The following is a 26585-nucleotide window of genomic DNA, read 5'->3' as shown; positions in this document are numbered from 1 at the left end:
CTCTTCCCTCCCGCAGAGCCCGCGAGGCCTCTGAGCCTCGCGGCACAGCGAAGGAGCATCGCCATGCTCTCCCGCACCACCCCACCCGGCCCTGCCGTCCCCAGCCGGAGAACCTTCCTCGTCGCCAGTGCCGGAGCCGCTCTCGCGCTCGGCCTCGCGACTCCCGCGCGGCCCCAGGAGAAGTCCCCCTTCGGGCGTTACGGTTCGCCGTCCGCCCGGCTCACCGAGCGCACCCTGTACGTCCACCCCGGCGGCCTCGGCGACCACACCACCGTCCAGGCCGCCGTCAGCGCTGCGAGCGGGTCCGGACACACGCTGGTCGTCGCGCCGGGCACGTACCGCGAGACGGTCGCCGTCGGTGTCGACCGTACGGAGATGACCTGGATCGGCGCCTCCGGGGACCCGCGTGACGTCGTCGTCGTGTACGACAACGCCAACGGCACCCCGAAGCCCGGCGGTGGCACCTACGGGACCACCGGGTCGGCCACCACCACTGTGCAGGCCGACGGGTTCACCGCCCGCTCGATCACCTTCGCCAACGACTTCCTGCGCGCCGACCACCCCGAGATCACCGGCACTCAGGCGGTCGCCGTCAAGGTGCAGGGCGACCGCTCGGCCTTCGTGGGGTGCCGGTTCCTGGGCCACCAGGACACGCTGTACGCCGACTCGATCGCGCTCGGCACCTTCGCCCGCCAGTACTACCGCGACTGTTACGCCGAAGGTGACGTGGACTTCGTCTTCGGCCGGGCGACCGCCGTCTTCGAGCGCTGCCACTTCCGCACCCTGAACCGCACGGACGTGGCGACCGCCCCCTACGGCTTCGTCTTCGCCCCCTCCACCGCGCTCACCAACCCGCGCGGCTACCTGGTGACCCACGGCCGTGTCAGCAGCGAGGCCCCGGACGCGTACTACAAGCTCGCCCGCCCCTGGGTGCCCGGCTCGGACACCACCGCCCGGCCCATGCTGACCGTCCGTGACACCCGCCTCGCCGCCGGGATCGACGCCGTCGCGCCCTACACCAACATGGCGGACGCCTACCCGTGGCAGAGCCAGCGCTTCGCCGAGTACCGGAACACGGGGCCGGGCGCGGTCGTCAGCGTTCCGCAGAATCGTCCCCAACTGAGCCACGGGGAGGCCGAGTCGGCGACCCGGGAGGCGTACCTCGGCGACTGGACACCGTGGAAGGGGTGTTGAGATGCGCCGACGCGCCTTTCTCGCCACGGCAGGTGCGCTCGGTGTCGTCGGCGCGACTCCCGCCTTCGCGGGCGGGCGCCGGGTGCTGCACGTCCGACCCGGTGACTCCGTCCAGACCGCCGTCGACGCGGTGAGGGGCGCCGGCTGGACGATCGTCGTGCACCCGGGCACGTACCGCGAGGTCGTGAACATCCCCGCCGACAAGGCCGGCCTGACGCTGCTCGGCGCCGGCCGCGACCCGCGCGACGCCGTCGTCGTGTACGACAACGCCAATGGCACCCAGAAGCCGGACGGCTCGGGGACGTACGGCACCGCGGGCTCCGCCACCTTCACCTCGGCGGCGCCGGGGCTCACCGTGCGCGGGTTGACGCTCGCCAACGACTGGCTGCGGGCCGACCACCCGGACATCACCGGGACCCAGGCGGTGGCGGCGTACGTCACCGGGGACCGCTCGTCCTTCACCCACGTCCGCCTGCTGGCACACCAGGACACCCTGTTCGCGGACACGACGGCCCTGACCGCCTTCGACCGCCAGTACTACCGCGACTGCTACCTCGAGGGCGACGTCGACTTCGTCTTCGGGCGGGCCACCGCCGTCTTCGAGCGCTGCCACTTCCACACCCTCGACCGTGACGTCGCCTTCAAGCCCGAGGGGATGGTCTTCGCGCCCTCCACGGCCCGCGCCAACCCGCACGGTTTCCTGGCTCTGCGCGGCCGGGTCACCTCGGGCGCGCAGGACGGCGCGTACAAGATCGCGCGGCCGTGGGTGCCGTCGTACGAGACGACCGCCCGGCCGTCCCTGGTCGTACGGGAGACGGAACTCGGCCCCGGCATCGACGCGGTGGCGCCCTACGTCAACATGCGCGAGGCCTACCCCTGGCAGTCCATGCGCTTTCGCGAGTACCGCAACACCGGCCCCGGCGCGGAGATCACCGTGCCGGAGAACCGTCCCCAGCTCACGGACACGGAAGCCGTGTCGCACACGCGTGCGGCGTATCTGGGCGACTGGCGCCCGTGATGTTCCCGCAGAAGGCAGCGCAGCAGTCCCCCACCGTATCGACGAAAGGACCGCACTCCATGTCTCGTCGAACCGCTCTCGTCCTCGGCGCCGCCCTGGCGCTCGGCGCCGGACTCGCCGTCCTGCCCACCCAGGCCCAGGCGGCGACCGTCGTCGTCAGCACCACGGCCGACCTCACCAGCGCCATCAAGAACGCCACCGCCGGCACCGTCATCCAGGTGCGCGCCAGCACGTACTACCCGACGGCCACCCTCCAGTCGACGGCCAACGGCCGGCGGAGCCGCGACCATGCGGCGCGAGCGTCGGGACTGCTGTCTTCCGTTGCCTCGGAGAGAGTCCTCGTGAAGACGTGGCGACCGGTAACGGTTCCTCTGTTCACGTCAATGACCGCCGCCATGCTCGTGCCTGGACACGAGTGGACGAAAAGCTGCCAAGGCGTCCGCGTAGTCGGATGCGGCAGGATCCCCGGGGGGAGGGTGAGGGACAGTGATTCGGCCGCACCCAGTACCGCTGATGCTAGTTCGTCCGACGCCGTGCGGGCGATGATGCCGTCCTTGAAGGCGACGGAGATTCCGTCCTTGGTGCGCCGGAAGACGAGGCTGAACGAGGTGTCGACACCGGTGAAAGTGAGCGTTTTGCCATGGCCGCTGAGAAAAGCGCGGAGGCTGTCCAGCAGCTGTGTCACCGAGAGGTAGATCATCATGCCCTGGTCGGGGGTACGGCCTGCTGAGTCTGCCGTACCGAGACCCCCGGTGACGGACATGTCACCGAGGTCGAATCCGCTGGGGTCGCCCTGGCCGGGTCGAACGGTGAACTGCACAGTGATCACGGGGTGTAGCTCTTTCCTACCGGGAAGAAGGTGATGATGCGATTCCCGTCGTCCGAGTCGACGACCAGGCGGTACCGGGCCCGCATTCCGTTCACGATCATCCTCTTCTCGTAGGTCTGCATCCGGCGCGCAGGATCCGAAACGCGTGTGCCCTTCTCGATCATCGTCTCCGCGGCCTTCTCCACCTGGGCGCGTGTGGTCGACGGAGGCAGGAGATCGCCGTGGCCGCCGTTCGCGGTACCCGCGATGTGACGTTCGTCGATGTGCTGCCAGCCCTCCTTGGGGTTGCCGTCCTCAAGCCTCGGAGTGGTGCGGCAGATCGCGAGCCCGTAGGGGTCGATCCAGGTCAGCGGATGCGGGCCGTACCAGTATGGGTTCGGGCCAGCGTCCAGACCGAGCGGGTCGGACGAGACATAGCGTGCGGTCTCCGGGTCGTAGTACCGGTGGAAGTTGTGATGCAGGCCGGTTTCGGGGTCCGCGTACTGGCCCGGAAACCGGAGCGGGCAGTCCACGGACTCGTGATCGTCCGTGGGCGCCGGATACCTCGTTCCCCAGAGGGTGGTACGGCGCTGCCAGGCCACGTTGCCGTCGGTGGAGACGAGTTCGGTCGGGGTACCGACCGAGTCCGTGACGACAGCGTGGAAGCGGACCGTGCGGTCGGCCGTCGTGTCCACGGCGAGCTGGGCGAGGAACGAGGTGCCCCGGGCCACCTCCGCAGGTCGGTGAGTGGTCTGAGCGAGAGGGCGGTGTGTGCCGGGGGCGTAGTCCCAGGTGGTGACCCCGCCATCAGGGGCCCGCTGTTCGGCGAGTTGGGTGTCGTCCCAGGTGAAGTGAGTGCGATCGGTCTCTGAACCATCCTCGCGGAGACGGCACTTGGACATGCGGCGACCGAGCGGATCGTATGCGTAGTGCCAGCGCTCGCCCTCCGGTGTCGTTGCCTCGGTGAGACGGTCCTCCGCGTTCCAGGTGAGCGTCCAGATCCGTTGCTGCCCGTTGAGCAGCTTGCGGGTCTTGCGTACCAGGCGGCCCTGCGCGTCGTACTCGTACGACGTGCGGCCGGAGCGGCGGACGAGGGTGCCCTCGGATTCCTGGTCACCGGCCGCGTCATGGGCCGGCGCCGAAGCGTGGGCGAGGTTGCCCGACGTGTCGTACGCATAGGTCTCGGTCCATCCGTGACCGCGTACGCCCGTGACTCGTCCCATGACATCGAGGTCGTAGCGGCGGGTTCCGGAGGTGAGTTCGCGGACTTCGGTGACGTAGCCGTCGGCTCGGTAGGCGTAGGCGCGGTGCTGGAGCAGGAGGTCCGCTGCCCCGGCGCCCCGTGTCGTGAGGGACTGGGCGGTGAGGCGGTCGCTCGCATCCCAGCTCTGGGAGAGGACCGTGTCCGTACCGATGAGGCGACGTGTCTCGCGTCCCGCCGCGTCGTAGGTGAACCGCAACTCCCCGTCCGAGACCCGGAGCTCGGCCGGACGGCCCGCAGCGTCGTACGTCCATTGCGAAGTGATGCCGCTCGGGGTTCGGCGACGGGTGCGCCGGCCGAGAGCGTCGTAGGTGTTCCCGGTCGTACGACCGTTGACGGTCTCGGTGAGAACACGGCCGAGCGCGTCGTGCTCGATCGTGATGTCGACATCCGCGTTGGCCGCGTGCGCGAGGTGACCGTCCGGACCGTACGCGTACCTTGTGACTGTGCCCGTGTCGTCGAACTGCTCTGTCACCCGGCCGAGTGTGTCCCGCGTGAAGTGCAGCGTCTCGCCGGCGCCGTTGGCGCGGGACAGCAGGCCGCCCGCGGCGTCGTGCGTGTATGTGATGGTCCGGCCGTTGAAGTCGGTCTCCGCGGTCAGGCGGCCCGCCGCGTCGTAGCTGTACGACCAGGTCAGCCCTTGGGGATTGGTAACGCCCGTCAGCCGCAACTCGGTGTCGTAGGCGAACGCGTATGTCGCACCGTCCGGGTCCGTTCGGGAGGCGGCGACGTCGAAGTGACCGGCGGTACGGTGTGTCGTGTTGCCCGCGAGGTCGGTATGGGTGAGGAGGTTGCCCTCGGCGTCCCAGGTCCACAACTCCCTTGAGCCGTCGGCCTGTTCGCGCCAGGCGGGCTTACCGTCGGTTGTCCAGCCCATGCGGGTGGTGTGGCCCAGCGGGTCGGTCACGTCGACGATCCGTCCGAAGGAATCCCGGCGTACCGATGTCGTGTGCCCCAGTTCGTCGGTGAGGGCGACGGGCAGTCCGGCGGCGTCGTACGCCGTGGTGCGTGTATGACCGAGCGCGTCCGTGACGGTGGTCGGACGGCCCGACTCGTCGTACGTGTACTGGGTCATGGCGCCGACCGGGTCGACGGTCGTCAGCAGGTTGCCGCGCTCGTCGTAGGTGTGTCGCCAGGTCGCTCCGCCCGGTTCGAGGATCTCCGTCGGCAGGGCCGACGCGTCGTAGGCCGCCCGAGCCACCGAGCCGTCAGGAAGCGTGAGTTCGGTCAGGTTTCCGGAGCCGTCGTAGCCGTACCGGGTCGTACGGCCCAGCGGATCGGTGACCGAGCGGGGCTTGGCACCCCACTCGTCCCACTCCGTGCGCGTGACCTGCCCGAGCGGGTCCGTCTCCTCGACGACCAGGCCCTCGGAGTTGTACCGATGGCTGGAGACGCGGCCGAGTGAATCGGTGTACGTCGTCGTGGCCGCCGCCTCGTCGTACGTCAGGGTGCCCGACAGGATGCCGTCGACGCCCTCGGTGCGGACGACGCGGCCGCGTTCGTCGTAGACGTAGGAGAACCAGGTCCCGTTGCGGTCGGTCCAGCGCGTCATCCGGCCCTGGTCGTCGTAGGTGAACCGGAGCGGCTCACCACTGGAGTTGATGACCTCGGTGAGGTTGCCGGAGGTGTCATAGCCGTACCGCATGACGAGCGTGCCGTCGCCCACCGGGCCGTCGGGGCCGTAGCGGGAGGGCGGTTCGTCGAGCAGGCGCAGGGCGGTGACGCGGGGGCCCTGGGTGTCGACGGCCAGGTAGTAGCCGCCGGAGTGGCGGATGCCGAACGGGATGCCTTCGTCGTCGCGCTCGACGTCGATGCGCGCGCCGTTCCGGTCGCTCCAGGAGTCCAGGGGCAGATGGAAGACGCCGAAGGAGCCCGAGGAGCAGGGGGTGCTGAAGGTGCGGACGACTCCGGTGGCGGGGTCGGTGATGGTCATGACGCCGTCGGGCTTGCCGTCCCAGCGCAGTGGCCAGCGCGCGCCCTTCAGAGGGAGGGTCGGCACATCCGGCTCCGGCACGGGATAGACGAGCCGCATGCCGTCCGCCGCCGCGAAGACGACCCCCTCGCCGTCGATCTGCACGCACTCGTCGAGGGTGGAGATCCAGTTCGGGCCGAAACAGACCCCGCCCCGGTAGGAGGACAGGTGGGTGCGCTGGAAGAGGAGGGGAAGGGAGGCCGGCAGTGTCAGGTCGGTCTGGGACATCAGCATGGCGCCCGTCGCCACGTCGATCGGCTCGCCGACGCACGGCGTGCGATCCGCGTTGCGCGCGGCGGGTCCGAGCTCGACCAGGTCGGGGCGGAGGGACGGCGGGCGCAGCAGGAGGGGAGTGGTGTCGCTGAACGCGCCCTCCACGCCCGCCTTCAGTACGCCGCTGCCCGCACCCAGCGCGCCGCCGAAGATCATGCCGTCCTTGGCGGCCTGGTTGACCTCGTCCAGGCTGAAGCCCTGCTGCAGACCGGTGACCATCTTCAGGGGCTGGGCCACGGCCAGGTCGACGGTGACCGACTCGATACCGCCGAAGGCCGCCGCGACCAGGGTGCCCGCCGCTATCTCCGCGACGGTGGTGGAGACCGCGATGCCCATGGTGGCGCCGAACTCGATGATGGCGTCGGCCGCGGCGACGGCGGCTCCGGAGGCGAGACCCGCCGTGAAGAAGGCCAGCGCCACCCCGCCCGCGATCACGGCGGCGTCGATGCCGATCTGCGTCCAGAGTTTGTTGATGGCGTCGTCGATGGCGTCCGCGAACTTGTCCAGGGCCTTCGCCATCGCCCGGGAAGACTCCGCCAGGTCGCTGAGCCAGCCGGCGTCCTTGCCCTTGGCGTAGCGGTTCCAGAACTTCTCGAACGCGTCGATCGACTCGCCGGTGTTGTGGTGGATGAGGGAGGACGCACTCGTGTGCACCGGTCCCCGTACGTCGTCGACCGAGTCGGCGAAGGTGCGCCAGGCGGTCGCCGCGGCCCGCAGCGAACCGGAGTTGGCGTCCGGCCACCACAGGCCCAGCTTCAGCAGGATCTTCTTGGCCTCGTCCTCAACGCTCACCGGAACCGTCGCTCCCTGCCTCGTCGGTCCCGCCGGTCTTCACCTCGGTGAACATTCCCGCGATCAGCTGGTCGTTGTCGACGGTGCCGTCCGCCAGGTCGTTCATGGCCTCGTGGATGCTCACCAGGCCGAGTACGAGGGTGCCCGCCGCGCTCTCTATCTTCTTCTGCTGCGGTGAGTAGGCGTCCCCGAACTCCTTGCCCTGTTTGTCGTCGCCCCAGGGTTTTCCCAGGCTGTCCAGGGTGGTGACGAGGGTGGTGAGTGCCTTGCTGAGGTTCTTGGCCCCTTCGTGGAAGTCGGGCGCCGCGCGCTTCAGATCGGCGGTGTGGATGTGCAGGACCATGCCGTTGCCGTTGCCATCACCCATGCGGCTCTCCCCGTCTGACACATCGTTCGCATGTGCGTTCCGACCCTAGGAGAACCGGTTCAAGAGAAGGTCAAGTGGACGCCACCCGCGGGCAATGCATCCGGGAGGCACCGCCCGCGGGTGAGGTCTCGATCGGATAAAGCCTCCCGCATGGCATGCGTGATGCGCGTAGACAGTCCCTGACCTGGCGCGGAATGACCTGGTCACCCATCACCCAGATCCGGAGAATCCATGCGGAAGTCCCTCAGAGCGGCAGCCATCGCGGCCGCTTGTGCCGTCGCCGGCGGAGCCCTCTACGGCACGGGCGTCGCCACGGCCGGCCAGTCGACGGCCAACTCGACCCACGAGCCCTACAACATCGGGCTCCTGGTCAAGGACATCGACACCTACTACGGCGCCACGCTCGACAGCAGCGGCGTGTACCAGGCGTCCAAGGACAGCCAGTACGCCAAGGACCTGTCGCGCCTGGAGTCGGACGCCAAGCGCTACATCGACAGGGCGGCGCACAAGGCGAAGCACCGGGGCGAGAAGCCCGCGGTCGTCTTCGACATCGACGACACGCTGCTGCTCTCCCTCGACTACGAGAAGAAGACCAACTACACCTACAACTCGGCCTCCTGGGCCGCGTACGTGGCCCAGGCCGACCGTCCGGCCGTCTTCGGCACCCCCGAACTCGTCGCGTACGCCGAGTCCAAGGGTGTCGAGGTCTTCTACAACTCGGGCCTGAAGGAGTCGCAGCGCGTCTCCGCGGTCGCGAACCTGAAGAAGGTCGGCGCCGACATCAACCTCGACGCCGGCCACATGTTCCTCAAGGACGCGGCCAACCCGCCGGCCTACCTGAGCGCCTGCGCCACGGCCGCCGCCTGGAACTGCACCACCGTGCAGTACAAGTCCGGCACCCGTAAGCACATCGAGTCCCTCGGGTACGACATCGTCGCCAACTTCGGCGACCAGTACTCCGACCTCGACGGAGGCTACGCCGACAAGACGTTCAAGCTCCCGAACCCGACGTACTTCGTCAGCTAGGACTCAGGACCCGGTCCGTACGGGGCGGATCGACTCCAGGGTCGGCACCACCGGTTCGATCGTTCCGTCGGCCGCGAACTCCATGCGGTCGATGGTGGTCTCCCGGTGCGTGCCGTCCCCGCCCGCCTTCCCGGGGCCGTTCAGGGCGAACCGGTGGTAGACGATGTACCAGTCGTCGGTGCCGGGGACGTTCACCACGGAGTGGTGTCCGGTGCCCTTGATGCCGTACTCCGGGCGCTTGGACAGGATCGTGCCCCGCTTGGTCCACGGACCGAGCGGGGACGGTCCGGTGGCGTAGGCGACGTGGTAGTTCTCGCTGCGGGTGTCGTCCTCGGACCACATGAAGTAGTACGTGCCCCGCCGCTTGACGACGAAGGATCCCTCACGGAAGTCGGGCTGCGTGATGTCCCGCACCTGTGAGGCGTCGAACGACACCATGTCGGCGTTCAGCGGCACGACGTATCCGTGGCCGTTGCCCCAGTACAGATACGACTGCCCGTCGTCGTCCGTGAACACCGCCGGGTCGATCATCTGGCCCGTCAACCGGCCCTTGGCCACCAGGGGCCTGCCCAGCGCGTCCTTGAAGGGACCGGCCGGGGAGTCGGCCACCGCCACGCCGATCTGCTGCTCCGCACAGAAGTAGAAGTAGTACTTGCCGTCGCGTTCGGCGATCGCCGGGGCCCAGGCGTTCTTGTCCGCCCAGGACACATCGGGTCCCAGGTCCAGGATCACACCGTGGTCCTTCCAGTGGACCAGGTCCTTCGACGAGTACGCCTTGAAGCTCGTCCCGCTCCACCCCGCGTAGCCGTCCGTCGTCGGATAGATCCAGTACCGGCCGTCCAGGTAATGGACGTCCGGGTCGGCGTTGAGTCCGGGGAGGACCGGGCTGCGGTGGGGTACCGCCTCGACCGTCCAGGTCCGGCTCGTCCCGTCCGGGGCCGTCACGGTGTAGGTGCGCGGGGTGCGGAAGTCCCGGGGTGTGCCCGAGGCCGGGCTGACCTTCGCGCCCGCGCCGACCGCGAGGGTGGGGGCGAGGCGCCTGAGGTTCGTGTCCGGCCTCATCGGCAGGACGACCTTCGAGGCCGACTCGGTGACGATCGCATACCCGCTCTGGCCCTTCGCGGTCGCGTCCACGACCGACGTGCCGGTCACCGGGTAGGCGGCCAGCAGCCGGTCGTACTCCGCCTGCGTCACCGGCATCACCGTGCCGTGCCGGGGGCTCGCGGGCAGCTGGTAGTTCGTCGACATGGTCCACTTGCCCGAGTCGAGGTCGGTGGTCTCGAAGGGGACGTAACCACGGCTGCCGTACTCGTCGATGAACAGGTACCACTTGTTCCCGGCGTTGGACTTGAAGACCGTCGGGCCCTCGCCGCGGTCGATCGAGCCGCTGCCGATGCAGTCCGACACGAAGTCGTACGTGGTGTTCGTCAGGGAGGTCGACTTCTCGCCGGTGATGAACTTCGAGCAGGGGCTGGAGGAGCTGGGATCGCGCTCGTCCTTGGTGTAGCGGTAGTAGCTGCCCTTGTCCTTGATGACCGTCGAGTCGATCACCGAGTAGCCCGGGTCGTCCCAGACCTTCGGCTCGCTGAAGGTGCGGAAGTCCTTCGTGGTGGCGTACAGCATCTTGTTGTACGTCGATCCGGCGTGTTCCGGGTCGTCGTCGGCGTACAGCTTGGACGCCCAGAAGACGACGTACTCACCGAGCGAGTCGTCCCAATAGGCCTCCGGCGCCCAGGTGTTGCCCGCGTTGTCGGGGGCCACCTTCACCAGGCGCTGGTCGGTCCAGTGCACCAGGTCGGTGGACTCCCAGATCATGATGGACCTGCTGCCGTGCCGCTGCACGTAGTCCCAGCTGCCGCTGGAGTTCTGGTACATCTTCAGGTCGGTGGCGATGAGGAAGAACTTGTCGCCCTTGGGGGAGCGGATCACGAAGGGATCGCGCAGCCCCTTCTCGCCGATGGTGGAGGTCAGGACGGGATGGCCCGCGTTCAACTCCCGCCAGTGCAAAGGGTCGTTGCCGCGGCTCAGGGCGTAGCGGATCTGCTCGCCGTCGGCCGTGCCCTCGCCGGTGAAGTAGGCGAAGAGATAACCGGCGTACTTCGGTTCGTTCACGTGCGGTGCTCCCGAAGGCGACGATGACGCGGGGCTCGGTGGCGCGGCCAGCAGGCCCAGGAGAAGAGCGAGGACGGGGATCAGGAGCGCGCGGGCGGTGCGGCGTCGCATGACACATCCTGTCGGAGTCTGGTGGATTCTGTGCGGGAAACGCTCTCGGAGTGTTGCCAGTGGGGGACAGCGCGTCAATCGATGAAAGCGGCACGACAGTCAGCGAAAGTTTCGACCTTTTTCGTGAGCCCTCGGCAACCTTTCCCGCCACCGCGGCGACCCGGGAGCAGAAGCGGGCCGAGGCGGCCCCTCCGGCCCGCTTCGTCTCCCGTCCCCCAGGAAAGGAACGCCCCGTGCTTCTGAGCACCGGACGCCACCGCAGGACCCGTACGCTCTCGATCGCCGCGGCGGTGGCCGTCGCAGCGGGGGCGGGTGGCGTCTACCTCGGCCTCGCGGACAACGGCTCGGCGCAGGCCGCCGCCGCAACGGTCACCGTCTCCACCACCGCGCAACTCCAGACGGCCGTCGCCGATGCCGCCGCGGGCACCACCATCCAGGTGCGCGGCGGCACGTACTACCCGACGGCCACGCTGAAGTCGACGGCGAACGGCACCGGTTCCTCGCGGATCTCGCTCACCGCGTACGGCAGCGAGAAGGTGAAGATCGACGGTTCCAAGCTGGCCGCCGGTTCCTGGCTGGCAGGGATCTACGGCGACTACTGGACCGTCCAGGACATCACGTGGCAGAACTCGCCCGCACAGGGTTTCGTCGCCACCTCCTCCGTGGGTGGCGTCTTCAAGAACCTCGTCACCGCGAACAACGGCGACTCGGGCTTCACGCTGCGCGGCGACGGCACGACCGACAACCTCGTGCAGAACCTGGACAGTCACGGCAACTACGACGCCGCGAACCACGGGCAGAACGCCGACGGCATCGCCATCAAGTTCGGCTCCGGCACCGGCAACAAGGTCACCGGCGCTCGCCTCTACCACAACGCGGACGACGGCCTCGACCTCTGGCAGTTCTCCTCGCCGATCACCATCGAGCACTCGTGGTCGTACGGGAACGGCAAGAACCGCTGGAACGACTCCGCCTTCGAGGGCAACGGCAACGGCTTCAAGCTCGGCGGCGGCGGGGCCTCGGTCGCCCACGTCGTGAACAACGACGCGGCCTGGGACAACGCGGGCAACGGCTTCACCGAGAACTCCAACACCGGGGCCATCGTGCTCAACCGCAACACGGCCTACGCCAACACCGACGCGGGCTTCTTCTTCGCGACGGGCAAGGCGCGGCTGGCCAGGAACCTCGCGGTGAGCAACAAGGGCGGCCTGGACAAACTCGGTTCCGCCACGGTCTCCGCGGCCAACAACTGGGACAGCGGCACCTCGACGCCGTCCTTCAGGTCGACGGACGCGACCACGGCGTACGGTGCCCGCTCGTCGAGCGGTTCGCTGCCGGCGACCACGTTCCTGACGACGGGCTCGACGACCATCGGCTCGACCATGAACTGACGTACCCGCGTACTGACGTACGGGGAAAGTGAACGCCCCCGCCGGTCGTCACCGGCGGGGGCGTTCCTCTGACTGGCTCCGAGGGGGGCTCAGGCCAGCAGATCCCTTACTTGTACGTGATGTCAGATGACGTGAACCTGCAGAAGGTTCCATCCGCGGCGGTACCGAGCTCGGCGGGCTCCTTGCCGCTGCTGTTGCTCTTGAAGCGCACGCAGGTCGTGAGCTTCTTCCTGGTGTCGCCGGTGACACGGATCCTCGACAGCGTCGCCGTGTCGCCGAAGTTGGAGTCGATGCCGACCAGCGTCTTGCCCGGGGCGGTCGCGTCGAGATCGCTGAGCACGATCGTGCGCCTGACTCGCGTCTTGCAGTTGCCGCAGGAACGCGCCAGCTTGCCGAAGTCCTCCACGTGGAATCCGGTGATGGTGAGCTTGCCGGCACCGTTGAACTGGAACACCTTGTCGGAGGCGTTCTGCGCGCCCCCGCCGATCACGTGGTACTTCGCGGACGACGCTTGCCCTTGAAGGTGGCCGCGTCCGCAGGTTTTTTTTCGAGGGGATTTTCTACGAGTCGCCGTCGGTGCCGCTCGCGGCGGCGAAGTCACCCGTCACCGACAGCCTCCTGTCCGCGCTCCTCGCGTCCGCCGAGTAGCGGTCGTCCTTGGCGTCCCGGCCGCCGCGGGTGTGGTTGTACTGGCCCGCGAAGACCCACTGGCCGGCCGCGAGGGTGTGGCCGTCCTTGAGCACCCAGGTGTAGACGAGGAAGCCGTCCTTCTCGGTGACGGTCGTCGTGAAGTCGCTCTCGGGAGCCGAGCGCCAGGAGCCCGCGTCGCCGACCCCGCCGGTCTGCCTGATCTTCAGCTCGACGGTGAGCGAGGTGAGCTCGTCGGCGTTCTTCAGGGTCACATTGCTCTGCGCCCAGAAGTCGTTGCTGTGCGGATCGACCGAGCCGTCGGACCACAGCGAGCCGTCCCGGTTGCCCGCGGCCGGCGCCTTGGGCGCGGCGGGCGAGGCGTTCGCGGCCGAGGGGGTGTCCGAGGGGGAGGCGCTCGCCTTCCCGGACGGCTTCGAGGCACCCGAGGTGTGCGAGGGGTGCGGCACGACGGGCGCGCGGCTCGTCGCGTCCGGGGAGACGACCGGGGTCGGTGAGACCGCGACCGTCTGCTGTGGCGGGTTGTTCTCCTGCACCGCCGCGGCCACCCAGTAACCGCCGACCGCGAGGACGCCCGCCACCGCGGCCGTGGCGCCGACGATCCGTCCCCAGCCGAGCACCGGCGGACGCGCCGCGCGCCGGGGACGACGCTCGGAGGCGCCGGACATCCCGCGCTCGACCCGGGCCAGGATGCGCGCGCGGTCGGGCTCATGCGCCTCGGCCGCCTCGTGCAGCCTGGCGCGCAGCTCGTCGTGCACGTCCTGCGCCTTCCTCATCGGTCCCTTCCTCCGGCTCCACCCGTGGGCAGCACACCCGCGTGCACCCGCATCGGGGCCTCTTCGGTGCCGAGGAGCCGCTTCAGTTCGGCCATGCCCTTCGACGTCTGGGATTTAACCGTACCCACGGAAACACCGAGGGCGAGCGCCGTGTCCTTCTCCGAGAGGTCGAAAGCGTGCCGAAGCACGACACACGCGCGCTTACGGAACGGCAGCCGGCGCAGCGCCTCCTGGACGTCGATCCTCCCCGCTATGTCGGGGTTCTCGGTCTTCTCCTCGCGCTGCGACCAGAACAGTGTGATCCGTCTGCGCTCGCGCACCGCGCTGCGGATCCGGGTGCGGGCCAGGTTCGCGACGACACCGCGGGCGTACGCCATCGGGTGGTCGGCCGCGCGCACCCGGTCCCAGCGGTGCCACAGCGCGAGCAGCGCGTCGGCCGCCAGATCGTCGGCTGCGTCCGCCTCGCCGGTCAACAGATGGGCGAAGCGGGCGAGTTCGGCGTGGTGCCGCTCGAAGAAGGCGTGGAATTCCACGGAGGCTGCGTCGTCGACGACAGTGCCCACGGCTACCTCTCCTTGCTGCGGCTTGTGAGCAACCGGTGCGGGTGCGTGCGTATACGGCCCCCGTGCGCCACCCGTGAAGGAATGGTGCCCCTGTGGGGCGAGATGCGTGAGCGTACCAGCGATGCGTACAGGGCTTCGAACAACGTATGGCGGGCCGAACTCGATTCCGTAACACGGCGAAAACCTGAAAGCGGTTCAACGCGGGAACAATCCAGCCAGCATCCGCACACCCAGCACGCAGGCCACAAGGAGTATCAGCGATGTCCGAAACCCAGAAGGTGGCCGACCGGCCAAGTGCCGCGCCACCAGCGGCGAACAGCGTCGACCGGTTCTTCAGAATCTCCGAACGGGGCTCCACCTACGGCCGGGAGATACGCGGCGGATTCGCCACGTTCTTCACCATGGCCTACATCCTTGTCCTGAACCCGATCATCCTCGGCAGCGCCAAGGACAAGTTCGGCCACCAGCTCGACAGCGGCCAACTCGTCACGGCCACCGCCCTGGTGGCCGCGGTGATGACCGTCATCATGGGCGTGGGCGGCAATCTGCCCCTCGCGATCGCCGCGGGCCTCGGCCTGAACGCCGTCGTCGCCTTCCAGATCGCCCCGCTGATGAGCTGGCCCGACGCGATGGGCCTGGTGGTCATCGAAGGCGTGATCATCTGTGTATTGGTCCTCACCGGACTGCGCGAAGCGGTCATGAACGCCATCCCGCAACCGCTGAAGCACGCCATCGGTGTGGGCATCGGACTCTTCATCGCCTTCATCGGCTTCGTGGACGCCGGTTTCGTCAGCCGCATCCCGGACGTCGCGAACACCACCGTGCCGGTGCAGTTGGGCGCGACCGGATCGCTGACCGGCTGGCCCGTGCTGGTCTTCTGTCTCGGCGTGCTGCTCACCATCGGACTGATGGCACGCAAGGTCAAGGGCGCCATCCTGATCAGCATCGTGACGATGACCGTGGTCGCCGTGATCATCAACTCGGCCGCCGACATCAAGAGTTGGGGCCTCACCACGCCGAAGATCCCCTCCGACGTGGTGGCCACCCCGGACTTCGGCCTCGTCGGACACTTCAGTCTGTTCGGCGGCTTCGGCGAGACCGGCGCCCTGACCGTCGTCCTGCTGATCTTCACCCTGATCCTGTCGGACTTCTTCGACGCCATGGGCACGATCGTCGGTATCAGCGCCGAGGCCGGACTGCTCGACGAGGAGGGCAAGGTGCCCGGCATCGGCCGGGTGCTGTTCATCGACGGCGCCGCGGCCGTCGCGGGCGGCGCGGCCTCCGCCTCCTCCAACACCGCCTACATCGAGTCCGCGGCCGGCGTCGGCGAGGGCTCGCGCACCGGCTTCTCGAACCTGGTCACCGGCGGCATGTTCGCCCTCGCCCTGTTCCTGACCCCGCTGCTCACCATCGTTCCGCTCCAGGCGGCGGCCCCCGCTCTGGTCGCGGTCGGCTTCCTGATGATGACGCAGGTCAAACACATCGAATGGGACAGCTACGAGATCGCGATCCCCGCGTTCCTGACCATCGCGGCGATGCCGTTCACCTACTCGATCACCAACGGCATCGGGGCCGGCTTCGTCGCCTATGTCGTGATCAAGGCGGTGCTCGGCAAGATCCGTGAGGTCCACTGGCTGCTGTGGGCCGTATCGGCGCTGTTCCTGGTGTACTTCGCGATCGATCCGGTGAGGCAGCTGTTCGGCGTGAAGTGACCGTACGGGAGTGAAGTGACCGTACGAAGGAAGGGCCGCCCCCAGGGGTGCGGGGCGGCCCTCCGTCGTGCGCGGTGCGTCAGTTCTTCAGCGCCGCCCGCATCATGGCCTTGGCCACCGGCGCCGCCAGGCCGTTGCCGCTGACCTCGGACCTCGCCGCGTCGGACTGCTCGACGATGACCGCCACGGCGACCTCCTTGCCGTTCGAGTCGGACTTCGCGTACGACGTGAACCAGGCGTACGGCGTCTTGCTGTTCTTCTCGCCGTGCTGGGCCGTGCCCGTCTTGCCGCCCACGGTCGCGCCGGAGATCTTCGCGTTCGTGCCCGTGCCCTTGGTGACGACCGTCTGCATCGCGGACTGGAGCTGCTCGGCGGTCGTCGAGCTGACGATCTCCTTGGTTTCGGTGCTGTCGTCGTAGTTCTTCACCACATTGCCGCTCGCGTCGCTGGTCTGCGACACCATGTGCGGCGAGACCAGCTTGCCGCCGTTGGCGATGGCGGCCGACACCATGGCCATCTGCAGCGGGGTCGCCGTGACGTCGTACTGGCCGATGCCGGTCAGCGCCGTGGACGACTTGTCCATGTTCGAGGGGTAGACGCTCGGGTACGCCCGCACCGGCACGTCCTGCGAGCTGTCGTTGAAGCCGAACTTCTCCGCCATCGCCTTGACCTTGTCCTGCCCGAGGTCGACGGCCATCTTCGCGAAGACGTTGTTGCACGAGTACTGCAGCGCCACCCGGATCGAGGCGTTCTTGCAGGGCGCGGAGGCGCTCTCGTTCGACAGGTCGGTCCGCGTGTTCGGCAGCGTGTAAGGGTTCGGGCTGTCCGTGCCGGTGTCCACGTTCTGGTACAGCCCGTCCTCCAGCGCCGCCGCCGCGACCACCAGCTTGAACGTCGACCCAGGGGGCAGCGGCTGGCGCAGCGCCCGGTTGGTCATCGGCTTGTCCGCGTCCTTCGTCAGCTTCGTCCAGGCGGCGGAGTCACCGGTGCTGAGCTGTGTGGGGTCGTACGACGGGGTGGAGACCACCGCGAGGATCTTGCCGTTCGTCGGGTCGATCGCGACGGCCGCGCCCTTCTTGGCGCCGAGCGCCGCGTACGCCGCCTTCTGCACGTCCGGGTCGATGGTCGTGACCACGTCACCGGGGCTGGCGCGCTTGTTGGTGACCGTGTCGAGGGGGTTCTTCAGCTGGTTGTCCGTACCGTCGAGCAGGCCCTGGTAGACGCCCTCCAGTTGGGTCGCCCCGAACACCTGGGAGCTGTAGCCCGTGACCGCCGCGTACAGACTGCCGTCCGTGTACGTCCTCTTGTACTTGAGGTCGCTGCCCTTCGTCTGCGCGGAGCCGGTGATCGCCCGGCCGGCCACGATGATGTTCCCGAGCGGGTTCGCGTACTGCTCGATCGCGTTGCGTCGGTTGTTCTTGTTGTCCGCGAGTGCCTTGCCGTCGTAGAACTGCACCCAGGTCGCCCTGACCAGCAGGGAGAGCACGAGCAGCAGAGTGAAGACGGCGGCACGCCTGATCGTCTTGTTCATCCCGCTCAGAAGGACGAGCGGAAGGGAGTGAATCGTTCCCTTCCGCCCTCGTTTCTCATGCGCTGTTCATGAAGTCCGGCTCGTATGAAGTCCGGCGCAGCCCTTGAAGTCCGGCTCAGCGCCCCAGGGTGAGCACGACCTCGTCCGTGTCCTCGCCGCGCGCGTGCGCGTACCCCCGGGCGTTCGCGGTGACCCGGAACCCGCACTTCTCCAGAACCCGCCGCGACCCCGCGTTGTCGGCCGCCGCCCGCGCGTGCAGCGGGCGTTCGGGCACCTCGGCCAGCAGGTCCCGCAGCGCGGCCGTCGCGATGCCCCGGCCCCAGTACGCCCGGTCGATCCAGTAGGTGACCTCGCGCTCGCCGGGCTCCCCGTACACCGCGGCGCTGCCCACGACATCGCCGTCCGCGAGGATCGTGCGCGGCACCACGTCGGACGAGGCGCGGACGCGCTTCCAGTGGGCGTCGAAGGCGTCCCGGTCGGTCGGGTCCTCGGCGGTGAAGGCGGCCATCCGCAGGGACTCGGGGTCGTTCATCAACCGGAAGAAGACCGGCAGATCACTGTCGTGCACCGGGCGGAGCGAGACCTCCATCGTCAGAGCCTCCGGGTGGCGAGGGTCAGCCGGTCGCGAGCGTCGAACAGGGCGTCCTTGACCATCTGTTCGTGCGCGGGGGTGAGCCGGGCCACCGGGACCGAGCAGCTGATCGCGTCCCGGGCGGGGGTGCGGTAGGGGATCGCGACGCCGAAGCAGCGCAGCCCCAGCGTGTTCTCCTCACGGTCCACGGCGAAGCCCTGCTCGCGGACCTGGTGCAGCTCCTCGATGAGCTTCTCCCGGTCGGTGATCGTGTGCTCGGTCAGCGCGGGGAGCGTCTCGGGCAGCATCTTGCGGACCTGCTCGTCGGTGTGGGTGGCGAGCAGCGCCTTGCCGAGCGAGGTCGAGTGCGCGGGGAGCCGGCGGCCCACCCGGGTGAAGGGGCGCAGGTAGTGCTGCGACTGGCGGGTGGCCAGGTACACGACGTTCGTGCCGTCCAGACGCGCCAGGTGGATGGTCTCCGTGGTGTCGTCGGAGAGCCGGTCCAGGGTCGGGCGGGCCGCGGCGACCACCTCGTCGCCGTCGATGTACGAGGTGCCGACCAGCAGTGCCCGTACGCCGATGCCGTACCGCGTGCCCGTCGCGTCCGTCTCGACCCAGCCGAGCTCCACGAGGGTGCGCAGCAACATGTAGAGGCTGGATTTCGGATAACCGACGGCCTCCTGGACCGCGGCCAGGGAGTGCATACCGGGCCGGCCCGCGAAGTACTCGAGCAATTCCACGGTCCGTACCGCGGACTTGACCTGCGCTCCGCCGCCTGTCTCGCCTGCCGACATCGCCCTTGACCCCCTCGTTCGACGGGAAATAGTCTCCGCATCATATTCACCATCAGAGACAGCGTTCAGTATATCGAACACCGCTGGTGGGTGAGACAAGAACTGCGGCATTACATCTGGAGGGACCCGCGGTGGCAGCAGCACCAGTCTGGAGTGTCGACCCCCGTACCGGGAAGCAGCGCGAGCAGGTTGCGGTGGAGGCCACGGCCCAGGAGGTCGACGAGACCGTCCGCGCCGCGCACGCCGCCCGGGGAGCCCTCGTCGACCGCACCGTGCGCGCGGCCTTCCTGAGGACCGCCGCGGACCTGCTCGAAGCGGCCAAGGAGCAGCTCGTCGAGGCCGCCGACGCGGAGACCGCGCTCGGCCCGGTCCGGCTCACCGGCGAACTCGCCCGCACCTGCTACCAGCTGCGGGCCTTCGGCGGCATCGTCGACGAGGGCGCGTTCCTCGACGTCGTCATCAACCACCCCGACGACACGGCGACCCCGCCGATCCCGGACCTGCGCCGCTACAAGGTGCCGCTGGGTGTCGTCGCCGTCTACTCCGCCTCCAACTTCCCCTTCGCCTTCTCCGTCGCCGGCGGCGACACCGCGAGCGCGCTGGCGGCCGGCTGCCCGGTCGTGGTCAAGGCCCACCCCGACCACCCGGCGCTCTCCGAGCTGGTCGCGGCCGTACTGCGCCGGGCCGCCGCCCGGCACGACATCCCGGGCGGTGTCGTCGGCCTCGTGCACGGCTTCGAGGCGGGCGTCGAACTCGTCAAGCACCCGCTGGTCGCGGCGGCCGGGTTCACCGGCTCCATCCGCGGCGGCCGTGCCCTGTTCGACGCGGCGGCCGCGCGCCCCGTGCCGATCCCCTTCCACGGCGAGCTGGGCTCCCTCAACCCCGTCGTGATCACCGAGGCCGCGGCGGCCGAGCGCGCCGAGGCGATCGGCGCCGGGCTCGCGGGCTCGATGACGCTGGGCGTCGGCCAGTTCTGCGTGAAGCCGGGCCTGGTCCTGGCGCCCGCGGGCGCGGCGGGCGACCGCCTGGTGAAGTCCCTGACCGACGCCGTCAGCGACACCGACGCGGGCGTTCTCCTGGACCACCGCATGCGCGACAACTTCATCGCGGGTGTCGCCGAGCGCGCCGGGCTCCCCGACGTCGAGTCCCCGGTGACCCCGGGCTCGGGCGGCGAGCACACGGTGAGCCCCGGCTTCCTGACCGTGCCCGCGCAGAAGCTCGTCACCGAGGGCGAGCACGACCTGCTCCTGGAGGAGTGCTTCGGCCCGCTCACGGTCGTCGCCCGCTACGAGGACGAGTCCGAGGCCAGCGCGGTCCTCTCGCGCCTTCCCGGCAACCTCACCGCCACCGTGCAGTTGTCGACAGAGGAGGCGGCGGGCGAAGGCCGCGGCGCGGAGATCCTCGCCGAGCTGACGCCGCTCGCCGGGCGCGTCCTGGTCAACGGCTGGCCCACCGGTGTCGCCGTCGCCCCCGCTCAGCACCACGGCGGTCCCTACCCGGCGACCACGTCGACCTCGACGTCGGTCGGCGGTACGGCGATCGAGCGCTGGCTGCGGCCGGTGGCGTACCAGAACGCGCCGGAGGCGCTGCTGCCGCCGGAGCTGCGGGACGACAACCCGCTGGGGTTGCCGCGACGCTACGACGGTCACTTGGAGCGGTAGCGCCGTTGGGGTTTCGGTTGTTCGCGCGCTGCGGGCCCGCTGTGGTTGATCGCGCCCACGCGGCGGAGCCGCATATGACACAGTCCCGCGCTCCTTCGGGGGCGCGGTACTCGGCCTGAGAGTATGGGTGAATGGACGTCGAACTTCCCGAACTTCCCTTCCCTCTCCGTACCTACGGGCCTGACGGGCACTGGTCGCACGAGGACGGGATACTCACCGGCTGGGCCGGCCCCCGCCAGGACCGTTTCGTACCGCCCACCGACGAGGCACTGGACCCCGCCTCCGACGCGCCCCGTCTCCTCGGGGCGCCGGAGGGGGACTTCCAGCTGATCGCCCGCGTCACGGTCGGCTTCGGCGCTGCCTTCGACGCGGGGGTCCTCTACGTCCATGTGGGGGAGCGGGCCTGGGCGAAGCTCTGCCTGGAGTACTCCCCGGACGTGCCCACCGTCTGCACGGTGGTCACCCGGGGGCACTCCGACGACGCCAACTCCTTCACCGTGGACGGCAGTTCCGTCTGGCTGCGGATCAGCCGCACGGGTCGGGCCTTCGCCTTCCACGCCTCCCGCGACGGCAAGCGCTGGACGTTCATCCGGCTCTTCACCCTGGGTGAGGAGAAGGAGACGTCCGCCGCGCTCGTCGGCTTCATGACGCAGTCGCCGATGGGGGAGGGGTGCGTGGTGACGTACGACGGCATCGAGTTCCGCCCGAACTGGCCCAAGGACCTGAGAGACGGCAGCTGACCGTGCGTGGGGGGTCGGCCGCGGGGTGGGAACCGTGGCCCCCCTCCACCACGTCCTCCGCTGCATGATCAGCACACCCCGCACCACGGGCCCCCTCGTCATCAGAACCGCCCTGCCCAGCGAGGCCGCCGCCATCACCGAGCTGCACGCCCGCGCCCGCTCCACGTACTACCCGGACGGCCTGCCCTTCGGCGACGTGGACTGGGTCGCCGCGTGGCGGGGCAGCATCGAGCGCCCCGAGGCCCATGTCCTCTGCGCGGTGCGTGACGGACACCTGGTGGGCATCGCCTCCTTCCGGAGGGCCGACGACGCGCCCGCCGACACCGTGAAGCTCTTCCAGTTCCACGTCGATCCCGACTGCTGGCGCCAGGGCATCGGCCGGGCACTGCACTCGGCCTGTCTCGAACAGTGGCGGGCCGACGGCAAGCACACCGCCACCCTCGACGTGCACGTCGACAACGCCCGCGCCCAGGCCTTCTACGCCCGCCAGGGCTGGGTCCCGGACCCGGAGAACCCGCCCGCCGAAGGCGATCACCACCTCTACCTGCGCTACGCCGTCACCGGGGAATGAAACCGGCCGTTTGAACGTTCACGTACTCCTGCCCCGAAGGGGCCCGTATTCGTACGACCTGGAGAGAGCCGAAGACATGCGCGTCGAGATCTGGTCGGATATCGCCTGTCCCTGGTGCTACGTGGGCAAGGCCCGCTTCGAGAAGGCGCTGGACGCCTTCCCGCACCGTGACGAGGTCGAGGTCGTGCACCGCTCCTTCGAGCTGGACCCCGGTCGCGCCAAGGGCGACATCCAGCCCGTGCTCAAGATGCTGACCAAGAAGTACGGCATGAGCGAGGCACAGGCGCAGGCCGGCGAGGAGAACCTGGGCGCGCAGGCCGCCGCCGAGGGCCTGGCCTACCGCACCCGGGACCGCGACCACGGCAACACCTTCGACATGCACCGCCTCCTCCACTTCGCCAAGGAGCGGGGCCGCCAGGACGAACTGATCGGCCTGCTGTACCAGGCGAACTTCGCCGAGGAGCGGACCGTCTTCAACGACGACGAGCGGCTCGTCGAGCTGGCCGTCGCCGCCGGGCTCGACGCCGACGCGTCCCGCGAGGTGCTGGCCGACCCGAAGGCGTACGCCGACGAGGTGCGCGCCGACGAGCGCGAGGCCGCCGAGCTCGGCGCGAACGGCGTGCCGTTCTTCGTCCTGGACCGCACGTACGGCGTCTCCGGCGCCCAGCCCGCCGAGGTCTTCGCACAGGCCCTGACCCAGGCGTGGGGCGAACGCCCCCCGCTGAAGCTGATCCAGGACGGTGGCGCCGACGCGGAGGCCTGCGGTCCGGACGGATGCGCCGTACCGCAGCCGTAAGCCCGTCCGGCACGGTGGTGAAAGCGCAGGTCGGGGCGGACGTATAAGCAGTCCTTACCGGAACCACGCAAAACTCCGTAATGGACGAGAGGTGCTCGGGGCCGCACAGTGGTCCCATGGAGACCTTCGAGAGCCTCGTACGAGCCGAGTTCGCCCCGAAGAACACCTATCTGAACACCGCGAGCTGCGGACTCCTTCCGGCGCGCACGGTCGAGGCCATGCGCGTCGCCGTCGCGTCCGTCGCCGACGGACGGCCGTCCGACATGTTCGACGACGTGGAGGCCGCCCGCGCCGCCTTCGCCCGGCTGGCCGGGGTCCCCGCGGGCCGGGTGGCGGCCGGGGCCTCGGTCGCCGTCTACAGCGGACTGATCGCCGCCTCGCTGCCGCCGGGCGCCGAAGTCCTCACCGCGGAGGACGACTTCAGCTCCGTCGTGAACCCCTTCCACGTCCGTGGCGACCTCAAGCTGCGCGCCGTACCGCTGGAGCGGATCGCCGAGTCCGTACGTCCGGGCACCGCGCTCGTCGCGGTCAGCGCCGCGCAGTCCGCGGACGGGCGGATCGCCGATCTGGCGGGCATCGCCCGGGCCGCGCGCGAGCACGGGGCGCGTACGTACGTCGACGTCTCCCAGGCCGCCGGCTGGTTGCCGATGGAGGCAGACGCGTACGACTTCGTCTCCTCGGTCGCCTTCAAGTGGCTCGTCTGCCCTCGGGGCGTGGCCTTCCTGGTCGTTCCGGAGGACCTCGGCGGGCTCACTCCGGTGTTCGCCGGCTGGGTCGCGGGTGAGGCGCCCTGGGACAGCTGCTACGGCCCGGTGGCGGAACTCGCCCACTCGGCGCGGCGGTTCGACGAGAGCCCCAGCCTCTTCTCGTACGCGGGCGCCCGGCACTCGTTGGAGCTCTTCGAGGAGCTGGGCGTGGCGAACGTACGCGCCCATGACCTCGCCCTCGCCGACCGTTTCCGCGCCGGGCTCCAGGGGCTCGGCCACACGCCGGTTTCCGCCCCCGGCTCGCCGATCGTGTCCGTGCCCGGCCTCGGCCGGCGGCAGCAGGAGCTGAGCGAGGCCGGGGTCGAGGTGTCCGACCGGGCGGGCAACCTGCGCGCGGCCTTCCACCTGTACAACACCCCCGCCGACGTCGACCGACTGCTGGACGTCCTGTCCGGCTGACCCCGGCGGGGGCTCCTTCACGCTCGCGGCCACGTCACGCGTGCGGTCACTGCACGGGCGTGAAATCACGGGCGCCGATGAACTCGGGCCTGCGGACCGGCGCCGCGAACGGCTCCACCGCCGCGTTCTCCACGCTGTTGAACACGATGAAGACGTTGCTGCGCGGGAACGGGGTGATGTTGTCCCCGGAGCCGTGCATGCAGTTGCAGTCGAACCAGGTCGCCGAACCGGCCCGGCCCGTGAAGAGCTTGATGCCGTGCCGGCCGGCGAAGCGGGTCAGCGCCTCGTCGGACGGGGTGCCCGCGTCCTGCATCTGGAGCGACTTCTTGTAGTTGTCCCGCGGGGTGGCCCCCGCACAGCCGAGGAACGTCTTGTGCGACCCCGGCATGATCATGAGGCCGCCGTTGGTGTCGTGGTTCTCGGTCAGCGCGATCGACACGGACACGGTCCGCATGTTCGCCAGCCCGTCCTCGGCGTGCCAGGTCTCGAAGTCCGAGTGCCAGTAGAACCCGCTGGCCCCGAAGCCCGGCTTGACGTTGATCCGCGACTGGTGGACGTAGACGTCCGAGCCGAGGATCTGGCGGGCCCGCCCGACGACTCGGTCGTCGCGTACGAGCGCGGCGAAGACCTCGCTGATCCGGTGCACCTCGAAGACGGACCTGATCTCCTGCGTGGCGGGCTCGACGATCGAGCGCTCGTCGGCGCGGATCGCCGGATCGCTGACCAGCCGCTCCAACTCGGCCCGGTAGAGGGCGACGTCGTCCTCGCCGATCAGCTCCTCGATCGCGAGGAAGCCGTCTCGCTCGTACGCCTGGAGGTCGGGCACGGAGAACGGCCCCGGCGTGCCTGGCGTGCCCCAGACGACCGGGTCCTGGCGGGGGACGGACACCTCGGTGGCGCCGCGGCTGGGGTAGAGATCGGTGACGGTGGTCGTGCTGGTCGTGGTGGTCGTGGTCATGGGGCTTCAGACCTCCTCGGGTTCGGTGAGCAGCGGGTAGACGCCGTTCTCGTCGTGGTCCTCCCGTCCCGTGACGGGCGGATTGAAGACGCAGACGCACCGGAAGTCGGTCTTGGGGCGCATGGTGTGGCGCTCGTGGCCGTCGAGCAGGTACATCGTGCCCGGCGTGATCCAGTGCGTCTCACCGGTCTCGTCGTTGGTCAGCTCGGCCTCGCCCGCCACGCAGAGCACGGCTTCGATGTGGTTCGCGTACCACATCGACGTCTCCGTACCCGCGTACAGGACCGTCTCGTGGAGGGAGAAGCCCACCTTCTCCTTGGCGAGGACGATGCGCTTGCTCTCCCAGGTACCCGTCGCGGCCTTCACATGCCGGTCGGTGCCCTCGATGTCCTTGAACGAACGGACTATCACGGTGGTGCCGTGCCTTTCTGTCAGATCTGTCAGATGTCTGCCGGACGTCTGTGGACGTCGGTCAGACGGTTTCGCGTACGGCGCGGGCGAGGGTGCGCAGGCCCTCGTCGAGCTCGTCGGGGGTGATGGTGAGCGCGGGGAGGAGTTTCACGACCTCGCTCTCCGGGCCGGAGGTCTCGATGAGCAGCCCGAGTTCGAAGGCGCGCTGCGCGACGCGCCCCGCACGCTCCTTCTCGTGGAACTCGAGGCCCCAGACGAGACCGCGCCCCCGGTACTCCTTCACGTCGGCGAGGTTCTCCTCGGTGACGGAGATCAGGGCCTGCTCGATCTGCTCGCCGCGGGCACGGGTCTGCTTCTCCATGGCGGACCCGTCGGACCAGTAGGTCTCCAGGGCCGCGGCGGCGGTGACGAACGCGGGGTTGTTTCCGCGGAACGTGCCGTTGTGCTCGCCCGGCTCCCAGACGTCCAGTTCGGGCTTGAACAGGCACAGCGACATGGGCAGCCCGTACCCGCTGATGGACTTGGACACGGTCACGATGTCGGGCACGATCCCCGCCTCCTCGAAGGAGAAGAACGCTCCCGTCCGCCCACAGCCCATCTGGATGTCGTCGACGATGAGCAGCATGTCGCGCCGCCGGCACAGGTCGGCGAGGGCGCGCAGCCACTCGGGCCGGGCGACGTTGATGCCGCCCTCGCCCTGTACGGTCTCGACGATGACCGCGGCGGGCTGGTTGAGCCCCGACCCCTGGTCCTCGAGCAGCCGCTCGAACCAGAGGAAGTCCGGCACCTGGCCGTCGAAGTAGTTGTCGAACGGCATCGGGGTCCCGTGCACGAGCGGAATCCCGGCACCGGCCCGCTTGAAGGCGTTCCCGGTCACGGCCAGCGAGCCCAGCGACATCCCGTGGAAGGCGTTGGTGAAGGACACGATCGCCTCGCGCCCCTTCACCTTCCGCGCCAGCTTCAGCGCGGACTCGACGGCGTTGGTGCCCGTCGGCCCCGGGAACATGACCTTGTACGGCAGGTCGCGCGGCCGTAGGACGAGATTCTGGAAGGCCTCCAGGAAGGCGCGCTTGGCGGTCGTCGACATGTCGAGACCGTGGGTGACGCCGTCGCGCTCCAGGTAGTCGATGAGGGCCCGTTTGAGTACGGGGTTGTTGTGCCCGTAGTTGAGGGACCCCGCACCGGCGAAGAAGTCGAGGTACTCGTGCCCGTCCTCGTCGAACATCCGGCTGCCCCGAGCCCGGTCGAAGACGGTGGGCCAGCTGCGGCAGTAGCTGCGCACCTCCGACTCCAGGGTCTCGAAGACGCTCAGGTCGGGCTGGATGATGGTCACGGCGAATCGCTCCTCGGTGCGTGGGGGAG

The 26585-nt window shown here is 69.2% G+C and carries 22 protein-coding genes and 2 pseudogenes; 11 read left to right on the top strand and 13 right to left on the bottom strand.

The window, feature by feature from the left end; all coding sequences use genetic code 11:
• The first annotated feature begins 63 nt into the window (after positions 1-63).
• From AAFF41_RS13535 to AAFF41_RS13525, 3 genes and pseudogenes are all read left to right on the top strand, one after another.
• The gene (locus tag AAFF41_RS13535) at positions 64-1194 is read left to right on the top strand and encodes a pectinesterase family protein (RefSeq protein WP_343324000.1); all 1131 of its coding nucleotides are present in this window, start codon (positions 64-66) and stop codon (positions 1192-1194) included.
• A 1-nt stretch (position 1195) separates the two neighbouring features.
• A complete protein-coding gene (locus AAFF41_RS13530; protein ID WP_319748163.1) occupies positions 1196-2212 on the top strand; it encodes a pectinesterase family protein in 1017 nt (338 codons plus the stop codon).
• A 59-nt stretch (positions 2213-2271) separates the two neighbouring features.
• Positions 2272-2520: pseudogene (locus AAFF41_RS13525) on the top strand (right-handed parallel beta-helix repeat-containing protein); the annotation flags it as partial.
• Here AAFF41_RS13525 and AAFF41_RS13520 read toward each other — a convergent pair.
• From AAFF41_RS13520 to AAFF41_RS13510, 3 genes are read right to left on the bottom strand one after another with little or no spacing between them, the layout of a single operon-like run.
• Positions 2448-3041: a hypothetical protein gene (locus AAFF41_RS13520; RefSeq protein WP_343326494.1), complete on the bottom strand. Its 594-nt coding sequence runs from the start codon at positions 3039-3041 to the stop codon at positions 2448-2450. The pseudogene AAFF41_RS13525 and the gene AAFF41_RS13520 sit on opposite strands and share 73 nt — an antisense overlap.
• Complete coding sequence (locus AAFF41_RS13515) at positions 3038-7318, bottom strand: RHS repeat-associated core domain-containing protein (protein WP_343323999.1); 4281 nt, start codon at positions 7316-7318, stop codon at positions 3038-3040. The genes AAFF41_RS13520 and AAFF41_RS13515 overlap by 4 nt, the downstream gene beginning before the upstream one ends.
• Positions 7308-7685, bottom strand: a complete 378-nt coding sequence (locus AAFF41_RS13510; RefSeq protein WP_343323998.1) for a hypothetical protein — start codon at positions 7683-7685, stop codon at positions 7308-7310. Before AAFF41_RS13510 ends, AAFF41_RS13515 begins: the two co-directional genes overlap by 11 nt.
• 231 nt (positions 7686-7916) lie before the next feature.
• Here AAFF41_RS13510 and AAFF41_RS13505 point away from each other — a divergent pair, with 231 nt between their 5' ends.
• Positions 7917-8711 carry an HAD family acid phosphatase gene (locus AAFF41_RS13505; RefSeq protein ID WP_319748160.1) on the top strand — a complete coding sequence of 265 codons (795 nt, stop codon included), beginning with the start codon at positions 7917-7919 and terminating at the stop codon, positions 8709-8711.
• 3 nt (positions 8712-8714) lie between these two features.
• Here the strand turns inward: AAFF41_RS13505 and AAFF41_RS13500 are convergent, their stop codons facing one another.
• Positions 8715-10934, bottom strand: coding sequence for a glycoside hydrolase family 43 protein (locus AAFF41_RS13500; RefSeq protein WP_319748159.1), 2220 nt, complete (start codon positions 10932-10934; stop codon positions 8715-8717).
• A gap of 233 nt (positions 10935-11167) precedes the next feature.
• Between AAFF41_RS13500 and AAFF41_RS13495 the strand changes: the two genes are divergently transcribed.
• Positions 11168-12325, top strand: a complete 1158-nt coding sequence (locus tag AAFF41_RS13495; protein WP_343323997.1) for a right-handed parallel beta-helix repeat-containing protein — start codon at positions 11168-11170, stop codon at positions 12323-12325.
• A gap of 106 nt (positions 12326-12431) precedes the next feature.
• On the opposite strand, the pseudogene AAFF41_RS13490 reads toward AAFF41_RS13495, so the two are convergent.
• The 3 genes and pseudogenes from AAFF41_RS13490 to AAFF41_RS13480 all read right to left on the bottom strand — a co-directional run.
• Positions 12432-12859 (bottom strand): annotated as a pseudogene (locus AAFF41_RS13490) (pectate lyase); the annotation flags it as partial.
• Between the two features lie 26 nt (positions 12860-12885).
• Positions 12886-13749, bottom strand: coding sequence for a hypothetical protein (locus tag AAFF41_RS13485; protein WP_319748156.1), 864 nt, complete (start codon positions 13747-13749; stop codon positions 12886-12888).
• Positions 13746-14312, bottom strand: coding sequence for a SigE family RNA polymerase sigma factor (locus AAFF41_RS13480; protein ID WP_319748155.1), 567 nt, complete (start codon positions 14310-14312; stop codon positions 13746-13748). The genes AAFF41_RS13485 and AAFF41_RS13480 overlap by 4 nt, the downstream gene beginning before the upstream one ends.
• Before the next feature lie 260 nt (positions 14313-14572).
• On the opposite strand from AAFF41_RS13480, the gene AAFF41_RS13475 reads away from it, so the two are divergent.
• Complete coding sequence (locus AAFF41_RS13475; RefSeq protein ID WP_319748154.1) at positions 14573-16024, top strand: NCS2 family permease; 1452 nt, start codon at positions 14573-14575, stop codon at positions 16022-16024.
• 79 nt (positions 16025-16103) lie between these two features.
• On the opposite strand, the gene AAFF41_RS13470 is transcribed toward AAFF41_RS13475, so the two are convergent.
• From AAFF41_RS13470 to AAFF41_RS13460, 3 genes are all read right to left on the bottom strand, one after another.
• A complete protein-coding gene (locus AAFF41_RS13470; protein ID WP_319748153.1) occupies positions 16104-17555 on the bottom strand; it encodes a peptidoglycan D,D-transpeptidase FtsI family protein in 1452 nt (483 codons plus the stop codon).
• 115 nt (positions 17556-17670) lie between these two features.
• Positions 17671-18144: a GNAT family N-acetyltransferase gene (locus AAFF41_RS13465; RefSeq protein WP_319748152.1), complete on the bottom strand. Its 474-nt coding sequence runs from the start codon at positions 18142-18144 to the stop codon at positions 17671-17673.
• Positions 18145-18146: 2 nt separating this feature from the next.
• Complete coding sequence (locus AAFF41_RS13460) at positions 18147-18920, bottom strand: IclR family transcriptional regulator (RefSeq protein ID WP_028803360.1); 774 nt, start codon at positions 18918-18920, stop codon at positions 18147-18149.
• A 131-nt stretch (positions 18921-19051) separates the two neighbouring features.
• Here AAFF41_RS13460 and AAFF41_RS13455 point away from each other — a divergent pair, with 131 nt between their 5' ends.
• The 5 genes from AAFF41_RS13455 (at position 19052) to AAFF41_RS13435 (ending at position 23854) form a co-directional block, all read left to right on the top strand.
• Positions 19052-20581, top strand: coding sequence for an aldehyde dehydrogenase (NADP(+)) (locus AAFF41_RS13455; RefSeq protein WP_319748151.1), 1530 nt, complete (start codon positions 19052-19054; stop codon positions 20579-20581).
• Between the two features lie 131 nt (positions 20582-20712).
• The gene (locus AAFF41_RS13450; protein ID WP_054232288.1) at positions 20713-21321 is read left to right on the top strand and encodes a DUF1349 domain-containing protein; all 609 of its coding nucleotides are present in this window, start codon (positions 20713-20715) and stop codon (positions 21319-21321) included.
• A 64-nt stretch (positions 21322-21385) separates the two neighbouring features.
• A complete protein-coding gene (locus tag AAFF41_RS13445) occupies positions 21386-21892 on the top strand; it encodes a GNAT family N-acetyltransferase (RefSeq protein ID WP_319748150.1) in 507 nt (168 codons plus the stop codon).
• Between the two features lie 76 nt (positions 21893-21968).
• Positions 21969-22688 carry a DsbA family oxidoreductase gene (locus AAFF41_RS13440; RefSeq protein ID WP_319748149.1) on the top strand — a complete coding sequence of 240 codons (720 nt, stop codon included), beginning with the start codon at positions 21969-21971 and terminating at the stop codon, positions 22686-22688.
• 116 nt (positions 22689-22804) lie between these two features.
• Positions 22805-23854 (top strand): aminotransferase class V-fold PLP-dependent enzyme, encoded by a 1050-nt coding sequence (locus AAFF41_RS13435; RefSeq protein WP_343323995.1) that lies wholly within the window; start codon positions 22805-22807, stop codon positions 23852-23854.
• A gap of 46 nt (positions 23855-23900) precedes the next feature.
• Here the strand turns inward: AAFF41_RS13435 and thpD are convergent, their stop codons facing one another.
• The 3 genes from thpD to ectB all read right to left on the bottom strand — a co-directional run bounded on the left by thpD (position 23901) and on the right by ectB (position 26556).
• The gene (gene thpD, locus AAFF41_RS13430) at positions 23901-24812 is read right to left on the bottom strand and encodes an ectoine hydroxylase (RefSeq protein ID WP_343323994.1); all 912 of its coding nucleotides are present in this window, start codon (positions 24810-24812) and stop codon (positions 23901-23903) included.
• Between the two features lie 6 nt (positions 24813-24818).
• Entirely contained in the window at positions 24819-25223 is a 405-nt protein-coding gene (locus tag AAFF41_RS13425) for an ectoine synthase (RefSeq protein ID WP_054232284.1), read from the bottom strand.
• Positions 25224-25284: 61 nt separating this feature from the next.
• On the bottom strand, positions 25285-26556 hold the full coding sequence (gene ectB / locus AAFF41_RS13420; RefSeq protein WP_319748146.1) for a diaminobutyrate--2-oxoglutarate transaminase: 1272 nt from the start codon (positions 26554-26556) through the stop codon (positions 25285-25287).
• Positions 26557-26585 lie beyond the last annotated feature (29 nt).

The organism is Streptomyces mirabilis, from assembly GCF_039503195.1.
GTDB lineage: Bacteria > Actinomycetota > Actinomycetes > Streptomycetales > Streptomycetaceae > Streptomyces > Streptomyces mirabilis_D.
The sequence above is the reverse complement of the archived record's forward strand: the minus strand, read 5'-3'. Positions and strand labels throughout refer to the sequence as shown.

Coding starts and splice junctions, on each gene's coding strand:
- AAFF41_RS13535 (WP_343324000.1), top strand. CDS start 64: ATGCTCTCCCGCACCACCCCACCCGGCCCTGCCGTCCCCAGCCGGAGA.
- AAFF41_RS13530 (WP_319748163.1), top strand. CDS start 1,196: ATGCGCCGACGCGCCTTTCTCGCCACGGCAGGTGCGCTCGGTGTCGTC.
- AAFF41_RS13510 (WP_343323998.1), bottom strand. CDS start 7,685: ATGGGTGATGGCAACGGCAACGGCATGGTCCTGCACATCCACACCGCC.
- AAFF41_RS13505 (WP_319748160.1), top strand. CDS start 7,917: ATGCGGAAGTCCCTCAGAGCGGCAGCCATCGCGGCCGCTTGTGCCGTC.
- AAFF41_RS13500 (WP_319748159.1), bottom strand. CDS start 10,934: ATGCGACGCCGCACCGCCCGCGCGCTCCTGATCCCCGTCCTCGCTCTT.
- AAFF41_RS13485 (WP_319748156.1), bottom strand. CDS start 13,749: ATGAGGAAGGCGCAGGACGTGCACGACGAGCTGCGCGCCAGGCTGCAC.
- AAFF41_RS13475 (WP_319748154.1), top strand. CDS start 14,573: ATGTCCGAAACCCAGAAGGTGGCCGACCGGCCAAGTGCCGCGCCACCA.
- AAFF41_RS13470 (WP_319748153.1), bottom strand. CDS start 17,555: ATGAACAAGACGATCAGGCGTGCCGCCGTCTTCACTCTGCTGCTCGTG.
- AAFF41_RS13465 (WP_319748152.1), bottom strand. CDS start 18,144: ATGGAGGTCTCGCTCCGCCCGGTGCACGACAGTGATCTGCCGGTCTTC.
- AAFF41_RS13460 (WP_028803360.1), bottom strand. CDS start 18,920: ATGTCGGCAGGCGAGACAGGCGGCGGAGCGCAGGTCAAGTCCGCGGTA.
- AAFF41_RS13450 (WP_054232288.1), top strand. CDS start 20,713: ATGGACGTCGAACTTCCCGAACTTCCCTTCCCTCTCCGTACCTACGGG.
- AAFF41_RS13445 (WP_319748150.1), top strand. CDS start 21,386: ATGATCAGCACACCCCGCACCACGGGCCCCCTCGTCATCAGAACCGCC.
- AAFF41_RS13440 (WP_319748149.1), top strand. CDS start 21,969: ATGCGCGTCGAGATCTGGTCGGATATCGCCTGTCCCTGGTGCTACGTG.
- AAFF41_RS13435 (WP_343323995.1), top strand. CDS start 22,805: ATGGAGACCTTCGAGAGCCTCGTACGAGCCGAGTTCGCCCCGAAGAAC.
- thpD (WP_343323994.1), bottom strand. CDS start 24,812: ATGACCACGACCACCACGACCAGCACGACCACCGTCACCGATCTCTAC.